12 protein-coding genes and 1 pseudogene are annotated in these 14,857 nt (G+C 49.6%); 8 read left to right on the top strand and 5 right to left on the bottom strand.

The window, feature by feature from the left end:
- The first annotated feature begins 34 nt into the window (after nt 1–34).
- The 4 genes from FJU30_RS10930 to FJU30_RS10915 all read left to right on the top strand — a co-directional run bounded on the left by FJU30_RS10930 (nt 35) and on the right by FJU30_RS10915 (nt 4,430).
- On the top strand, nt 35–589 hold the full coding sequence (locus FJU30_RS10930) for a cupin domain-containing protein (RefSeq protein WP_150434980.1): 555 nt from the start codon (nt 35–37) through the stop codon (nt 587–589).
- A 24-nt stretch (nt 590–613) separates the two neighbouring features.
- On the top strand, nt 614–922 hold the full coding sequence (locus tag FJU30_RS10925) for a MoaF-related domain-containing protein (protein ID WP_317984045.1): 309 nt from the start codon (nt 614–616) through the stop codon (nt 920–922).
- Between the two features lie 588 nt (nt 923–1,510).
- Nucleotides 1,511–2,632, top strand: coding sequence for an NADH:flavin oxidoreductase (locus FJU30_RS10920; RefSeq protein ID WP_150434979.1), 1,122 nt, complete (start codon nt 1,511–1,513; stop codon nt 2,630–2,632).
- Between the two features lie 961 nt (nt 2,633–3,593).
- On the top strand, nt 3,594–4,430 hold the full coding sequence (locus tag FJU30_RS10915) for an MBL fold metallo-hydrolase (RefSeq protein ID WP_150434978.1): 837 nt from the start codon (nt 3,594–3,596) through the stop codon (nt 4,428–4,430).
- Between the two features lie 612 nt (nt 4,431–5,042).
- On the opposite strand, the gene FJU30_RS10910 is transcribed toward FJU30_RS10915, so the two are convergent.
- Nucleotides 5,043–5,630 (bottom strand): TetR/AcrR family transcriptional regulator, encoded by a 588-nt coding sequence (locus tag FJU30_RS10910; protein ID WP_150434977.1) that lies wholly within the window; start codon nt 5,628–5,630, stop codon nt 5,043–5,045.
- 137 nt (nt 5,631–5,767) lie between these two features.
- Here FJU30_RS10910 and FJU30_RS10905 point away from each other — a divergent pair, with 137 nt between their 5' ends.
- The 3 genes from FJU30_RS10905 (at nt 5,768) to FJU30_RS10895 (ending at nt 8,304) form a co-directional block, all read left to right on the top strand.
- Nucleotides 5,768–6,964 carry an MFS transporter gene (locus tag FJU30_RS10905; protein ID WP_150434976.1) on the top strand — a complete coding sequence of 399 codons (1,197 nt, stop codon included), beginning with the start codon at nt 5,768–5,770 and terminating at the stop codon, nt 6,962–6,964.
- Between the two features lie 456 nt (nt 6,965–7,420).
- Complete coding sequence (locus FJU30_RS10900; protein WP_150434975.1) at nt 7,421–7,744, top strand: DMT family transporter; 324 nt, start codon at nt 7,421–7,423, stop codon at nt 7,742–7,744.
- On the top strand, nt 7,741–8,304 hold the full coding sequence (locus tag FJU30_RS10895) for a TetR/AcrR family transcriptional regulator (protein WP_150434974.1): 564 nt from the start codon (nt 7,741–7,743) through the stop codon (nt 8,302–8,304). The genes FJU30_RS10900 and FJU30_RS10895 overlap by 4 nt, the downstream gene beginning before the upstream one ends.
- A 463-nt stretch (nt 8,305–8,767) precedes the next feature.
- Here FJU30_RS10895 and FJU30_RS10890 read toward each other — a convergent pair whose 3' ends face one another.
- From FJU30_RS10890 to FJU30_RS10880, 3 genes and pseudogenes are all read right to left on the bottom strand, one after another.
- Nucleotides 8,768–9,553, bottom strand: a complete 786-nt coding sequence (locus FJU30_RS10890) for an HAD-IIB family hydrolase (RefSeq protein ID WP_150434973.1) — start codon at nt 9,551–9,553, stop codon at nt 8,768–8,770.
- 482 nt (nt 9,554–10,035) lie between these two features.
- The gene (locus tag FJU30_RS10885; protein WP_150434972.1) at nt 10,036–11,547 is read right to left on the bottom strand and encodes a CoA-acylating methylmalonate-semialdehyde dehydrogenase; all 1,512 of its coding nucleotides are present in this window, start codon (nt 11,545–11,547) and stop codon (nt 10,036–10,038) included.
- Nucleotides 11,548–11,895: 348 nt separating this feature from the next.
- Nucleotides 11,896–12,387 (bottom strand): annotated as a pseudogene (locus tag FJU30_RS10880) (bifunctional acetaldehyde-CoA/alcohol dehydrogenase); the annotation flags it as partial.
- 521 nt (nt 12,388–12,908) lie between these two features.
- On the opposite strand from FJU30_RS10880, the gene FJU30_RS10875 reads away from it, so the two are divergent.
- Complete coding sequence (locus tag FJU30_RS10875; RefSeq protein ID WP_150434970.1) at nt 12,909–13,175, top strand: hypothetical protein; 267 nt, start codon at nt 12,909–12,911, stop codon at nt 13,173–13,175.
- Nucleotides 13,176–13,498: 323 nt separating this feature from the next.
- Here the strand turns inward: FJU30_RS10875 and FJU30_RS10870 are convergent, their stop codons facing one another.
- Nucleotides 13,499–14,356: a DMT family transporter gene (locus tag FJU30_RS10870; protein WP_150435043.1), complete on the bottom strand. Its 858-nt coding sequence runs from the start codon at nt 14,354–14,356 to the stop codon at nt 13,499–13,501.
- Nucleotides 14,357–14,857 lie beyond the last annotated feature (501 nt).

The following is a 14,857-nucleotide window of genomic DNA, read 5'->3' as shown; positions in this document are numbered from 1 at the left end:
CCAGGCTAATTGAGCATATATGCTAAGGATTTTTATGAAAAAAATTACTTTATTATTAATAGTTGGAATAATATCATCTTACTCACATGCTGAGGTAAGAACTGACTCAATAAAAAATGAGAAAGATATTAAGAACAGTGAAATAGGATATTGGAGCCTATGGACTGATGAAAAAGGCGTTTCTCACCAGTCATTATGTAAACTTGATAGTTTATCACTACAGAATTTCAGCGTGCCAGGCGCGCCGGAATGGGTCTCTAATGATGATATGAAAACCTCACGATATGTATTTAATATTATGCCAACAGGATGGAAAGGCGATTGGCATAAAAGCCCAAAGCCACAATGGGTTATCCCTGCCGAAGGAAAGTGGTATATAGAGTCTATGGATAATCATCGTGTTGAATTTGGTCCGGGGGAGTTATCATTTGGGTACGATAGCATTTCAATCCTTAAAGATGGTAAAATAGGTCATTTGTCTGGTAACGCTGGAGATGAACCTGCCAAAGTTTTAGTTGTACAAGTAGATTCTCTCCCTAAAACAATATCTGACAAAAGGTGTATGGCTGGTGGTTCTTTTATTAAATAGAAAGTAACGTTAAAAGGAAAAGTCGTGAAAAAGTTCCCTTATGTTGGAAAAAAATTCATTATTACCATGAACAATGGTCTGGAAGTAGTAAACCATTACCTGGATGATGGGAAAACTATCGCAATTGAGTTTCTTAGTGGTGATTTAAAGGGAGAAAGAATGCAAACTATTTTCACATGGAAGCCGCTATCAGATGGTTACTTCTTGATATCCTGGCAAGAGGACGATAATTCTACCGTTGTACACTGTGATAATTTTGAAAAGAAAAAGTCTTATGCTTATTACACCACAATGAAAGGAGATTTTTATGTAATGGAAGGCAATATAGCATAAAATATTATAATTGCCGATACCATCTGGTTGCTAACGTCTAAAACCAGTTGGTATCGCCACACTTTATTGATGCTAAAAAATGAGAAAGTTAATATATTTATTATTGCCATTTCACCTTGCATTATAATATTCTCACTTTATTTCTCAGAGAAGAGTAAGGAAACCTTCCCATTTTTAAATAGCTTCACATAATAGCGCTACGTTGGCAGGAGGTGACATCCCACCAATACCGGCTCCGCACGATGAGAAGTGGAGCATCAATATGCAAAGTTATTTAACGAAGGTTATTCGTAGCGCTATACGGCGCGTAATACATGTAATGCATATCCACCCAACGCCATGGTAGCGCCGGGGTAAATAGTTTCTCACATTAATGCTTCACTTCTGACGAGCCGCAACGCGCGACCAATGACAAAATAAATAAAATAATAAATAAAAAAACAGTCAATTATATTTTATTCATGACATCGCTGCCACTCAACCAACAGAGGACTGTGTAGCGCGATTATGCGAAGCTATTTACCTGATTGACGTGTGGTATACATATTATACTATGAACGACGCCCAACCTAAACGGAGAGATTACCTGTGACCGCACCCAATATCGACGTTCTGTTTCAGCCTTTCCATCTGAAAAATCTGTCGCTGAAAAACCGCATTGTTATGGCGCCGATGACACGCTCCTTTGCTGCCGACGGCGTTCCTGACGAAAAAATCGCCGCTTACTACCAGCGCCGTGCCGAAGGTGATGTGGGCCTTATTCTCTCTGAAGGTACGGTGATAAACCGGCCGGCCTCACGCAATGACGCCAAAATCCCCTTCTTTTACGGTGAAAAAGCGCTGGCCGGCTGGCAGCGCGTGATCGACGATGTTCACGCCGCCGGCGGCAAGATGGGGCCGCAGCTGTGGCACACGGGTTCAGTGACCAGTTTCCTGACGGACTGGGTGCCGGATGCCGAGGTGGAAAGCCCATCAGGGCTGATTGCTCCCGGCCAGCCACGCGGTGTGGCAATGAGCGATGAGGCTATCGCCGACACCATAGCCGCCTTCGGTCAGGCGGCGGCCGAAGCCAAACGGCTGGGCTTTGACGTAGCGGAAATCCACGGCGCACACGGCTATCTGATCGATCAGTTTTTCTGGTCGGGAACCAATCTGCGCACCGACGGCTACGGTGGCGCAACCCTGAAACAGCGTGCACGTTTTGCAGCCGAGGTAATAAAGGCCATGCGCAAAGCGGTTGGCCCTGATTTCCCGCTTATTTTGCGCGTCAGCCAGTGGAAGCAACAGGACTATGCGGCGCGTCTCGCGTCAACGCCTGAAGCGATGGCAGACTGGCTGGTTCCGTTAGTTGACGCCGGTGTGGATATACTTCACTGTTCACAGCGCCGATTCTGGCAACCGGAGTTTCCCGAGATCGACGGCGAAGGCGGATTAAACTTTGCCGGTTGGGCGAAGAAACTGACCGGCGCCGCGACTATCAGCGTCGGATCCGTTGGCCTGTCCAGCGACGTTATGAGCGCCTTTGCCGGTGAAGGCGCCACACCGTCCAACCTCGACGGCCTCATTGAACGCCTGGAACGCAACGAGTTTGATCTGATCGCCGTGGGCCGCGCATTGCTGAGTGATCCAAACTGGGCAATCAAAATCCGTACGGGTAACCACGCAGCGCTGCAGGATTTTACCGTCGACGCGTTAAAGACGCTGGTCTAAATAGCCGCGCCTGATAGCGCGACGCTTTTGCCAGCCCGTGCGTTCCTCCGTAAAAGGGACTGACCGGTTACACAAGCTGGCGAGCGTTGGCAATAACAGCCACACAGAATGGCACTGATGATGGCAGGCACTGGTACCTTGCGGCGCCTGCCGCAGACATTCAACATGCTTCACCTATGGTGAGTAAACTGGCTGGTGAATTATCCTGAGCTTCGTTTTTTTTCCGCCACCGTTGCGTTTCGCGATCTTTATGCATTGATTTAGTTGAATGTACAAAAATTGTTATATAGCCAAATAATTCGAGTGGCAGGAAGGCGGCGATACAGCGACAAATTCGCCGGCAACCAATTTGTCCAGCCAGCGACAGACCTTCACTGAGAGACAGCATGTCAGTCATTAATCCCCGGCAGCTTACAACAGTAATTGACCGGGGGTGAGCGACAAATCTGCCGGACCGCTGGCGCCGCCCTTGCAAGGGGGCGCCCCATGGAAGGACGAGTAACAAAGCCAACGCACCTGTAACTTGAAGTATAAGGGTATACCCGAGGTTACGATTTTTATTAAAGATAAGACAACCATTATGACGCTTTTATTAAAACCTGAATGACAAAGCCCGACTACTGAAAGATATACGTTCAATTGCGCCGGATATGCACATTATCCTTGATTCCGTTGACATTCTATATTAAAAGTGTCGCTGACATATGTAACTGTACTCTGAATAATTTCCATTAATGTTCCACTTCTCATCGTGCGAGGCCCGTACTGGCGGGATGTTATGTCCTGCAAGTGTAGCGCTATTATGCGAAGCTATTCAGATAGCCCGAGTTGCAGAAAGGCGGCAAGAGAACGCATCTCGATGAGCTGACTCAAGTTAGTGATTCGGGTGAGCGAGCGTAGCCAACGCATCTGCAACCTGAAGTATGACGAGTATATACTTGATAGTCATAAAAGGATAATTATGAAGCTGACCGTTTTGGTAGATAACAACACGTTTATTGACAAATATTTAACCGGAGAACCCGGTGTTTCATATTTTATTGAGTGCGATGGAAAAAAAATCCTTTTTGATGTTGGTTACTCAGGTGTTTTTTTAAAAAACGCACAAATTCTGCAAATAGATTTAACGGCCATTGACGATATCGTCATATCTCATGGACATAATGATCACACATGGGGTTTAAATTATTTAATCCAGTATTATGACCGAACCTCCACGCCGCCTAAAAAGAAAATAAATCTTGTCTCTCACCCTGCAGCATTAGCACCGAAATATTATAAACAAAAACCGATTGGTATAAATATTCGTCAGGATGAAAATGATTTTTTCTTCAAAAAAATCTCCACAAAAGAGCCATTTAAATTGACTGAAAACATTGTATTTTTGGGCCAAATCCCCCGAACTAACAGTTTTGAGGCTAAAGAACCGGTTGGCCAAACAAATGACGCACGTGGAGAATTAACCGATGATTATGTTCTTGATGATTCCGCATTGGCTATAAAAACAAAACAAGGCCTTGTCATTATTACTGGATGTTCACATGCAGGAATTTGTAATATCATAGAGCATGCGAAATTAGTCACCGGCGAAGATCGTGTGGCTTCTGTTATCGGTGGTTTTCATCTTCAGAATGCAGATAAAGAAACATTATCTAAAACAGGAAAGTATCTTAATTCTCTTTCTACGGATGCGCTTTACCCTTGTCACTGTACTGACCTTGCTGCCAAAATACATCTTTCCGGTCACGTTGATATTAAAGAAGTTGGCGTCGGGCTAACGTTAAATTTCCCTGTATGATTTATATCAAAAATTATATTTCAAGGGAATTTTAAAACATTAAGCAAGAGGCCGGTCGGTGCAATAGTGCATTTTGCAACAAGTACAGGCAGATTAAATACTGTTTCCATGATGATTAAATCGCTTCACGCATTGATACTCACTTTTGACCATACTGCAGCGCGTAACTGAGGATAAGAGAATTAAAGTGATCATTAAAACCAGTTGATTATGATTTAATCATAATATCGTTGTCACTCAACCTGCAGGGCAAGTGTAGCGCTATTATGCGGGGCTATTTAATCATAACGGGATGGTGTGCAATATGCACGCCAGGGATTGCTGCTGCGACAACGCCTTGCGGAAATTTTTCTCACAGTCTGAACGCAGCGAGCATTCACGGAGAATGGTTCAACACGCGGGAGGTGATGAAATAGACGATATTCGAATATATTAATATTGGTGACAACCGGCATCAAGATATAGCGCCAACGGCGGGTTAAACCCGGTTCAGTTTGAAGAAAGCAACCTCGCTTAAGCTCTGTGTCCACCGTTACCGGGAAAAATCAGTCGTACCCGGCTCACTAAGCCTTACCCCCTGCCGGGGGCGCAGGCAAAGCCATATGGATGAGTTCACGTTTTGACCAACATCCCGCGCAGCAGCAATTCCAGCGCGGCGACACTTCGCGCCAGTCGGGCACTACCGTCCTCGCCGTCTGCGATCCAGAACGCCGCTTCGGACAAACCACCGTAGATCAGCGATGCCAGTGCCGGTGGGTCGGCTTCATTCACTACACCCTGATGGATAAGGCCCTCAAGCAGCAACCGCATCGATTCGATACAATGGCGCTGCGAGTCGGGTGAAGCTCCGCCCAGCACAGCCCTGGCATCGCGCAGTACGATGCGCTGGATTTCCGGCTCCAGCGCCATCTGCAGATAGGCGCGGCATCGACGGTGAAAACCTTCCCAGGCATCTTCAGCCGTATCGGAAATGACCTGCAGACGCGCATCCATCTCGGCGTCAATCAGCTCAACCACCGCCGCCAGCAGGCCCTTTTTGTCGCCGAAGTGGTGATAGAGCGCGCCACGGGTCAGACCCGCCTGCGCGGTAAGATCGTCCATTGAGGTATCGGCGTAGCCACGCTCACTGAATACTCTGCGTGCGGTCGCCAGCAGCGTGGCGCGGGTTTCTTCCATCTCGGCGCGGGTACGACGAACCATCCGCTTTCTCCTTACATACGGCGTGAATGATTATTTACATACGTTTCGTATGAATATATGATGCTATTCATACGAAACGTATGTATTGTCGCCGCATCGCGGTGCCTTAGCAAGCGGACGTCCCCACGGAGAACGAGATGGCCAACCCTTATCGAGCACTTTTCGCCGCACCCGGTACCCGGGGCTTTACCCTTGCGGGCCTGCTGGCGCGGATTCCGCTGCCGATGACAGGCATTGGCATCATCACTATGCTGGCGCAACTGCGCGGCAGCTACGCGTTGGCGGGAGCCGTATCTGCCACCTTCGTGCTGACCTTCGCGCTGCTGTCGCCGCAGATCTCCCGGCTGGTGGATAGGCATGGACAAAGCCGCGTGTTACCCGCAGCTATGGCCATCAGCGTCACCGGCTTGCTGATCGTGATCGCGGGTTGCTGGCGGCAAGCGCCCGACTGGATATTATTTCTCGGTGCCTTGCTGGCCGGTTTCATGCCCAGTATGTCTGCAATGGTGCGCGCACGCTGGACGGCGATTTACCGGGGACAGCCGCCCTTGCAGACGGCCTATTCGCTGGAAACGGTGCTTGATGAGGTCACCTTCATCGCCGGACCGCCGCTGTCGGTAGGGCTTTCTGTGGCAACGTTCCCCCAGGCTGGCCCGCTGGCGGCGGCGTTGCTGCTGGTGCCTGGCGTATTCGCTCTGGTCATACAACGCGGCACCGAGCCGCCGGTCAAGACGCTGAGCGTCGCGACGGATGAAGCGAAACCGGTGTTCCAATTGGCTAACGTGCGACTGCTGACGCTGCTGATGGTGGCGATGGGGGTCATCGTCGGCACAGTGGACATCGTGAGTGTGGCCTTCTCCGAACAGCAGGGCCGACCGGCGGCGGCCAGCCTGATCTTATCAGTATATGCCATCGGTTCCTGCATGGCCGGGCTGCTGTTCGGCGCACTCAAGCTGAGAACGCCATTGCCCCACTTGCTGTTGCTGGGCGGGCTGGCGACAGCCGCAACCACGCTCCCCCTGCTGCTGGCAGGCAGTATTCCCGCGTTGGCGGGCGCCGTGCTGGCTGCAGGGTTGTTCTTCGCACCTACTATGATCGTAGCGATGTCGCTGGTCGAGCGCCTGGTGCCGGAGAGTCGTCTGACCGAAGGCATGACCTGGCTGCTGGCAGGGCTGAATATCGGTGTGGCGCTGGGGGCGGTGGCATCCGGTCTGGTGGTGGATGACGGAGGAGCGCGGGCCGGATTCACCGTCTCCCTATGCGCTGGCGCCCTGGTTTTGCTGGTGACACTGTGGAGCTATCAGCGCCTGCATGCGCATAATTCACCCGTATAAGATGCCGCGTGATGACGGCACACCCGGTTTCGCCATTTCAGGAATTTGAGTCATGAGCACATCTTCAATTGTGGCTGCAGAGACTGCGGGTTGCAGGTTGCGGGTCAGACAATCAACCTGGCTTCATTATCTTTGCAGCCTGTCGGCCATATCCGTGCCGGATATATCGCTCAGGGAGCGAATAGCGTTGCTGACCAGGATGATAACAGCTGCGCCATCCGGCGCGGAGATTGCCACCGCGCTATATGCGACCATTTTTAAATATCGATATTGCGTTGGGCACCTGGCAATCGGTCGGTCGTCGAAGCATTGGGCTTCGCTACCCATATCTGGCTGGCCGGCAATGGAATTAAACCTCTGCGTCAAACAACGGCAAACGAACCGATGTCTTAAATGACAGCGTACAAATTCCAGGCTACATTTATTGAACATCAGTTCAACTATTAAGGGGAGCCAGTGATTTATCTTCTTCTTGCGGCAGCCATTGCATCGGAAATCGTGGGGGCGCTGGCCACCCGCTTCTCCAACGGTTTCACCAAACCGTTGCCGACACTGCTGGCGATCGTTGGCGTCGTCGGCGCCTATTACCTGCTTTCGCAGGTGCTTAACCGCGGCATGGCAATCGGCGTGGCCTATGCGATATGGGCAGCGCTCGGGGTGGCTTGCGTGGCAATCATTGGCGCCGTTTTTCTCGGCGACAAGCTCAGCTGGATTCAGTCGATCGGTATCGTGCTCGTCATCGGCGGTGTCGTCGCGCTAGAACTTGGGGCTACCCATTGAATGCCGCGGACGGGCGTCGGCTCAGGGGAGAAGCTCGACGCCAAAAGCTGATCGCAGCGACGCTGACGGTAGTTGAACGCGATGGCGTCGCTGGGGTAACGCATCGGAGCGTTGCGCAGGAAGCCTGCGTTCCCGCCAGTTCGGCGATCTACTATTTTGCCACCATCGACGATCTGCTGGTGGCCGCGCTGACTGCCGCCGCAGAGGAGTATGCCGCGCAACTGGAAGCGCTGATCGCCAGCGGACGCGACGAGATCGACGGCCTCGCCGAAATGATCGCCGAGGCGAGCGGTCCCGGCCGTCAGCGGGCGTTAGCCGAACGCGAATTAACCCTGCAGGCCGCGCGGCGCCCCGCACTGAGGCCGATTGCCAGGCACTGGCGCGGTCTGGTGGCGCAGGCGGCGGGCAGGCACAGCGACTGTCCATTGACGATCCAAAGCGTTGTTGTTGCAGCCGATGGCATCTGCGCAAAAGCCTTGCTGGAAGACCAGCCAATTTCTGCCGGGGAAGTGAACCGGCTTCTTCGGCACATTTTACAGCGAGGGAGAAAAACCACATGAAAATGTTCACAGCCTGAATGGGCGACGACACCAAAACCGGATCGTGCGGTTACGCTTTTTGCAGCGGGCGTGTAGTCGTTGCTCGAAGTGAGTATATGGCCAAAGAGGCGGTTGAACGGCAGATGAGCCATATGGAAAAGAGCGACCGTTGCATATAAGGAATAGACCCAAAATAATTCAAGTTGCAGGCAGAAGGTGACGCCGCGACCAATTCGTCGGCAACAAATTGGTCCGGCCAGCGGCTGACCGGCGGTGAGAGACGGGATATCGCTGATTAATCCCCGTCGGCATACAGCAGTAAGTGGCCGGAATACGCGACAACGCGGCCGGCAGCAGAGTTGAATGCCGCTGAGGGCGGCCCCGCAAGGGCGAGCCCCATGGATGAGGCGAGTCGCACAACCAACGCATCTGCAGCTTGCGGCATCAAGGGTACATATTTAACAAGGCCGCGGATGGTCCGTTATTACTTCAATTTTTGATGCTCCAATATTTTATCAACGCCCTCAACAAATCCATCACCGCCGGGGCCATTACTGATCCACGTTGGTAATTGAGATATTTTAGTTAAATGATTGCGTATTGTATTCATGCCAAGTGTATGCGTGAAATACTCAAACATCGGAGCGTCATTTTCAGAATCGCCGCTATAAAACACAGTATCTTGCTCTGACTTTTCATCCAGACTGTAGAATTTTTTGAGAATATCACGACTCATAATCAATTTATCGTAATCGCCAAACCAGCCCAAAACCCATAAATTATTTACCGTAGCTTTTAATCCTGCGTCCTTCAATGAAGATAACAGGCTTTCGATTTGCTCCGTTTTTTCTGGCAGACTAAAGGCTAAACTGGTCAGGCGAAACGGTTGATCTTCAGAAATTATTGCCCATGTATATTTTTCTTTGATTGCCGCTGCAATGCACTGTAGTTTTTCCAGAATGGAGTGCCGGGTATCGGTATGACAAAAATACCTGTTTACAGAATGTCCATGGTCAGAACGCTGAAAGAAAAACCCGCCGTTTTCACCGATTACACCATCGACAGGCCACATTCTGACCATCTGATCACACCATCCTGCCGGCGCGCCGGTCACGGGAATAACAATAATACCGGCAGATTGCAGTCGCTCTAAAGAGTCATAGGTTTTGGCAGCAAGACGTCCCCGCAAGGTTAGCGTTTCATCCATGTCAGTCAGAACATATTTGACTGATGAGAATACTTTATTTGATGCTAAAGAAAGAGGAAGCATGATCTCCCCACATGTAAAAATGAATATTTTATCTTATTTTATTTTTCAGGGTTATAACGGATAATGATTAGTTATACTGTTTTGCTATTCTATTGGGTCTGTTGCAGATTAATCTAAATAGCTTCGCGCATTGAGGCTTCACTTTTGATCATGCCACAGCGCGTAACTGATGATAAGAACATTTAAATAATCATTAAAACAGTTGATTGTGATTTAATCATAATATCGTTGTCACTCAACCTGCAGGGCAGGTGTAGCGCGATTATGCGAAGCTATTTATAATCTTTCATCAATAGCTGAATATTACGCCTCCGCTGCGACGCAACGCGTTTCACTGCCAGCGATTTGGTCTGAAAAGCCACGCCGGGCGGCGGCCCCCGGCGTGAACACAACGCTGCCTCTCCCGCCGCTCATAGCCGCACCTACAAATTATTGTCGCCATCCTCGGGGCGAGGAGCATATTTATACGACGCGGCAGGATGTCAGATGGTGCCGTCCCAGGAGTCCACTTTCCCGCGTTTTATTTCTTGCTCATCGAACCAGCGCGTGGTGACGCATTTGGACTCGGTGTAAAACCGAACGCCATCTTTACCTAAACAATGGAGATCGCCGAAGAAAGATTGTTTATGGCCTGAAAATGGGAATACGCCGACCGGCACCGGAATACCAACATTGATGCCAACCATCCCCCCATGGGTATGCTTCTGAAATTTACGTGCATAATAACCATTCTGGGTAAAAATAACCGACCCGTTAGCAAAGGGATTGCGATTCATCAGTTGCAACCCTTCTTCAAAGGTTTTTACCCGTTTAAAACAAAGCACCGGACCAAAAATCTCCTGTGTGCCGACGCTCATCTCCTCAGTCACGTAATCAAGCACGGTAGGTCCAAGATAAAATCCCCGTTCGTAGCCGTCCACGCGATAGTTTCTGCCGTCCAGGATAACCCGGGCGCCCTCTTGCTCGCCCTTTTCAATCCATTTAACCACTGACTGACGGTGCTCCTCAGAAATAACCGGCCCCATATCGATGTCGCGCAGGTAGCCGGGCCCCACTTTCAGCTGTCTGGCTTTTTCAACTACCGCGGCGACCAATGCATCGGCAATGTCTTCCTGCACCACCACCACCGGCAGCGCCATGCAGCGCTCCCCGGCACAACCAAAAGCGGCATTGATAATACCAGCGGCAGTACGATTAACCGGCGCATCCGCCAGCACCAGCGCATGATTTTTAGCTTCGCACAATGCCTGCACCCGCTTACCGTGCGCCGCGGCTTTGGAATAGACATGTAACCCAACGGAGGTCGAGCCGACAAAAGATACCCCATTCACGTCCGGATGAGTCAGCAGCACATCCGCTTCTTTGCGCGAACAAGTGACAATATTAATCACCCCTTCCGGTACGCCGGCTTCCTGGTAAAGCCGGGCAATTTCCATACAGGTCATCGGCGTCATACTCGCGGCCTTGATCACCAGAGTATTGCCGGAAGCGATACATAAAGGCGCCATCCACCCCATTGGAATCATGGCCGGGAAATTGAAGGGAACGATGCCGGCGAAAACGCCAATCGGTTCACGGTAAAGGTTGGTATCGATATCAGACGATGCATCAAGCAAATTTTCTCCCTGCAAAAGCGCCGGGATTGAACATGCCAGTTCGGTCCCCTCTTTGGCTTTCAATACGTCGCCCAGCGCGTCGCCCCAGGCCTTGCCATTCTCTTTCGCGACTAATTCCGTCAGGCGTTCTTCATTTTCTATTAATAATTCGCGAATACGGAACATGATTTGCGCACGTTTGATCGCGGGCGTGTTCGACCAGGCGGGAAAAGCATGCTTAGCCGCGGCAATCGCATTCAGCACCTCCTGTTCAGTACAGCATGGCGCTTGCGCCATAATTTCCCCGGTGCTGGGGTTATAAACATCCATATAGCGTTCTGTTTTAGATTCAATCCACTCACCGCCAGAAAAATATTTCAACTTCTCTATATTAGCCATACTCTTTCTCCATTAAACAGTTTTTAAAATATCTTTTCTCTCTCTTAACAATCAAAAAGAACCGACATGCGTAACCGACCTCACCATTAAATAACGAATAAGGCAGGTTAGTCATCGTGTTAACCATCAGTTAATTATCTGCGGAACGATCTTTTCATTTTCATCATCTCCTTTATTAACGGCGGAACCTGACGGTATATATTTTGAATATTGAAACGTTAATTTTTTCATTACCGACGCCGGATTCGACGTAAGCGCGGCCGTAATAAATCGCCGGCTCCCTCCTGAAACGTCGGCGTATTGTTCTGGATACACGCGGTCTTCATTCTTTTAACTAACAGCATTACGCGCGCCGACGCCCACCGCTGTGCGTAAAACAATTTCGGCCGCTTTGTTGATCGCGTTTTTAGCTCTCGGACGAGAAGAGAAAATAATGCCGTTACGCGTTTTAAGACTGCTCAGCGACTTGAAGATAGCCGCAGATATCGGATTGGTGGCCGGCGCAATCCCACAAATCGGGCCAACCGGATCGGCCATCGTCAGCGTTCCAACGGCCTCATTTTCCGAGAAAATGCCGCAGCGCTTCTCATCCTTGCAGGCATTGTAGATATGCTCAGAAGCAAAATGATGCTTAATCACTTTATCCTCGACGATGCCCATACCCGATTCCTCCATCGCCATGCCGTTGGCCAGCGGGATTCTCGCATCCGACACCGCAAGCCCGGCGGCGCGAAATAGGTTGTCGACTTGCGCCTGGCTGAAAGCGGCATATTGCTGCTGCCCGGTGCGCACGCGGTCAACCAACGAGTCCAGTTCAGCGGGATTCTTGACGATAGACATAGTATTCTCCTTAATAGATTGAAATCTTTTAAGTAAAATCCCATCCTGAACAAATGGCCGCCAGCCTTGCCACAGGCTTCACCCGGCAATTTTTAGTTAAAAGCGTTATCTGTCCTGTAATCCCCCGACTGGAAAGCATAAAAACGCTAAATGCGAAATTTATATTTCATTTTCATGATACATAAAAAAATAAATTCATTTTGAGAAGCGGATCAAATACAACAAATTTAATCCAATAACAAAAAATGTACGCAACACAATCACCATCAATTAGATAACATTATGTTTAAGCATCATGAGTTGCGAACACTAACCCACAGCAAAAAAAACAGTGAAACGTATTAAAAATTAAAATATAACCCTGCCTGCCACACCGGTATAAATGAGATCTGTGCGATAAAAACAGGATGCCGCGTTATAAATAAGAAACGGCGAAAAAACAGGTAACGAGCGCCATACAAACAGGACAGCGGCGAAATAGAAAAAAACAAAGGAGAGTTAAATTTTCCATAATATTTTTTATGAAAAATTTAACTCACTGGATTGACGGCGTGATGGCGCTACGTCCGAGACGTCAGACAACGCCCTCGCCGGCTGCGCCGGGCGAAAAAACGATCAACAGAATATCGCGCAGACCGACTCTGCGGAACGACGCTATTCCGATCGACTCCGGCTCTGTTTACTCAATAGCTTCGCGCATTGATGCTTCACTTTTGACCATGCCACAGCGCGTAACTGATGATAAGCGTATTAAAATAATTATAAAAAAACAGGCGATTATAATTTGATCATAACATCGTTGTCACTTAACCCGCAGGGCGGGTGTAGCGCTATTATGTGACGCTATTTAGACGCATAAAGTCCCCCCGGCCGTAAAAAGCCAACGCGTCGCATTGCTCAGGAAGACAATGTCTTATGCTACGGCCCGAATTATTTTGAGTATAAATAACTTCACACATTGATGCTTCACGTCTCATCGTGCGAAACCAGTACTGGTGGGATGTCATGTCCTGCATGTGGCACTATTATGCGAAGCTATTTATTATCCGCTAGCGATAGTGAAATAACGGCCAGGCTTTTAATAGACTTCGCGCCGATCACAGAAAAGTGATTATTTATTGATCCGCCAGCGATAATAAAACAGCGCCGTTAATATCAAAAGGCAACCCACGATTTGTTGTGCCGACATACGTTCGCCATACCATATTGCCGCGGCCACCACGGTGAATAAAGGTTCAAGGATCATGATTAATGCGGCATTCGCCGCGCTGGTCATGCTTTGCCCCTTTAACTGCAACCAGAAACGCAACCCCGTAGCGATAAACGCGCTGGCCAATACCCATCCCCAGATAGCCCCATTCACCTGCTGCGGCCAGGACTCGATAAATACCGAAAGCAGAATCGCCGCCAGTCCGGTACAGCCCAGCTGCACCGAAGCCAGGGGTAACGGAGGGACCATCCGCGCGTAGCGGCTGGTATAACAGAAATAAATAGCCTGAACGATAGCCGCCGCTAAAAACAATAGCTGGCTGACCTCCCAGGTTAACCCATTACGTAAAGTCAGTAACGCCAGCCCCGCCACCGCCAAAGGTAATGAAAACCAGAAAGCACGAGCAGGAGAAATGCGCAACATGCCCCAGGCCGCCAGCGGCACAAACAACATAGAAAGACTCATAATGAATGCGCCTTCCCCTAATGATGCAGTAATCGCAACCGCATAAATCCACAACAACATATTAAATCCCAGCCATCCGCCGCTGATAAGTACGGCAGGCCAATAGCGTAATAGCAGGGGAAGGTCGCCACGTCGGCATAATATCAGCAGTGTAAGGCTGGCGATCAGAAAACGCAGACCGAGAAATGCCATCACCGGCATGCCGGCCACCGCCTCCCGGGAAAAAATCCAGCCGCAGGCGGCAATCAACGTAGTAAGCACCAGGCAAACATCCGCTTTTCTTTGTGACGTCATCATGTATCAGCCATCCCTGAAATCGTTGCCGAATGTTCAACGACAAACAAATTAAACCGGCCTTATTCTGGCCCCCAATTAATCACCACCAGCATAGCCATCAGCTAAAATTTCTTCCAGACCGGGCGCCGCTAAATTGTTTCGTACATTAATGCTTCACTTCTGACGAGCCGCAACGCGCGACCAATGACAAAATAAATAAAATAATAAATAAAAACAGTCAATTATATTTTATTCATGACATCGCTGTCACTCAGCCAGCAGAGGCCTGTGTAGCGCTATTATGCGAAGCTATTTAGCCGACAGTACAGCCCTATTCGACTTAGCCCTGCGCGACCGCTACCGCCGGTGTTCAAATCGACGCCCGGCAGGTATGACGCTCACCCGAATACTTACCTGAGTGAGATTATCGAAATTAATCGGCCTCATCCCTGAAACGATGCATTAGAACGGCGCTGACGTCGTTTAAAACGCGAATGCTTTGCCCTGCGGCCCGGATTA

Source organism: Affinibrenneria salicis (genome assembly GCF_008710095.1).
Note: the sequence above shows the minus strand (reverse complement) of the source record. Positions and strands in the feature narration are given on the sequence as shown.

What these genes read in the sequence shown, in the direction of transcription:
- FJU30_RS10885 (WP_150434972.1), bottom strand. Translation starts at nt 11,547, where the DNA reads ATGGCTAATATAGAGAAGTTGAAATATTTTTCTGGCGGTGAGTGGATT.
- FJU30_RS10875 (WP_150434970.1), top strand. Translation starts at nt 12,909, where the DNA reads ATGAAAAATTTAACTCACTGGATTGACGGCGTGATGGCGCTACGTCCG.
- FJU30_RS10870 (WP_150435043.1), bottom strand. Translation starts at nt 14,356, where the DNA reads ATGACGTCACAAAGAAAAGCGGATGTTTGCCTGGTGCTTACTACGTTG.
- FJU30_RS10910 (WP_150434977.1), bottom strand. Translation starts at nt 5,630, where the DNA reads ATGGTTCGTCGTACCCGCGCCGAGATGGAAGAAACCCGCGCCACGCTG.
- FJU30_RS10890 (WP_150434973.1), bottom strand. Translation starts at nt 9,553, where the DNA reads ATGCTTCCTCTTTCTTTAGCATCAAATAAAGTATTCTCATCAGTCAAA.
- FJU30_RS10905 (WP_150434976.1), top strand. Translation starts at nt 5,768, where the DNA reads ATGGCCAACCCTTATCGAGCACTTTTCGCCGCACCCGGTACCCGGGGC.
- FJU30_RS10915 (WP_150434978.1), top strand. Translation starts at nt 3,594, where the DNA reads ATGAAGCTGACCGTTTTGGTAGATAACAACACGTTTATTGACAAATAT.
- FJU30_RS10930 (WP_150434980.1), top strand. Translation starts at nt 35, where the DNA reads ATGAAAAAAATTACTTTATTATTAATAGTTGGAATAATATCATCTTAC.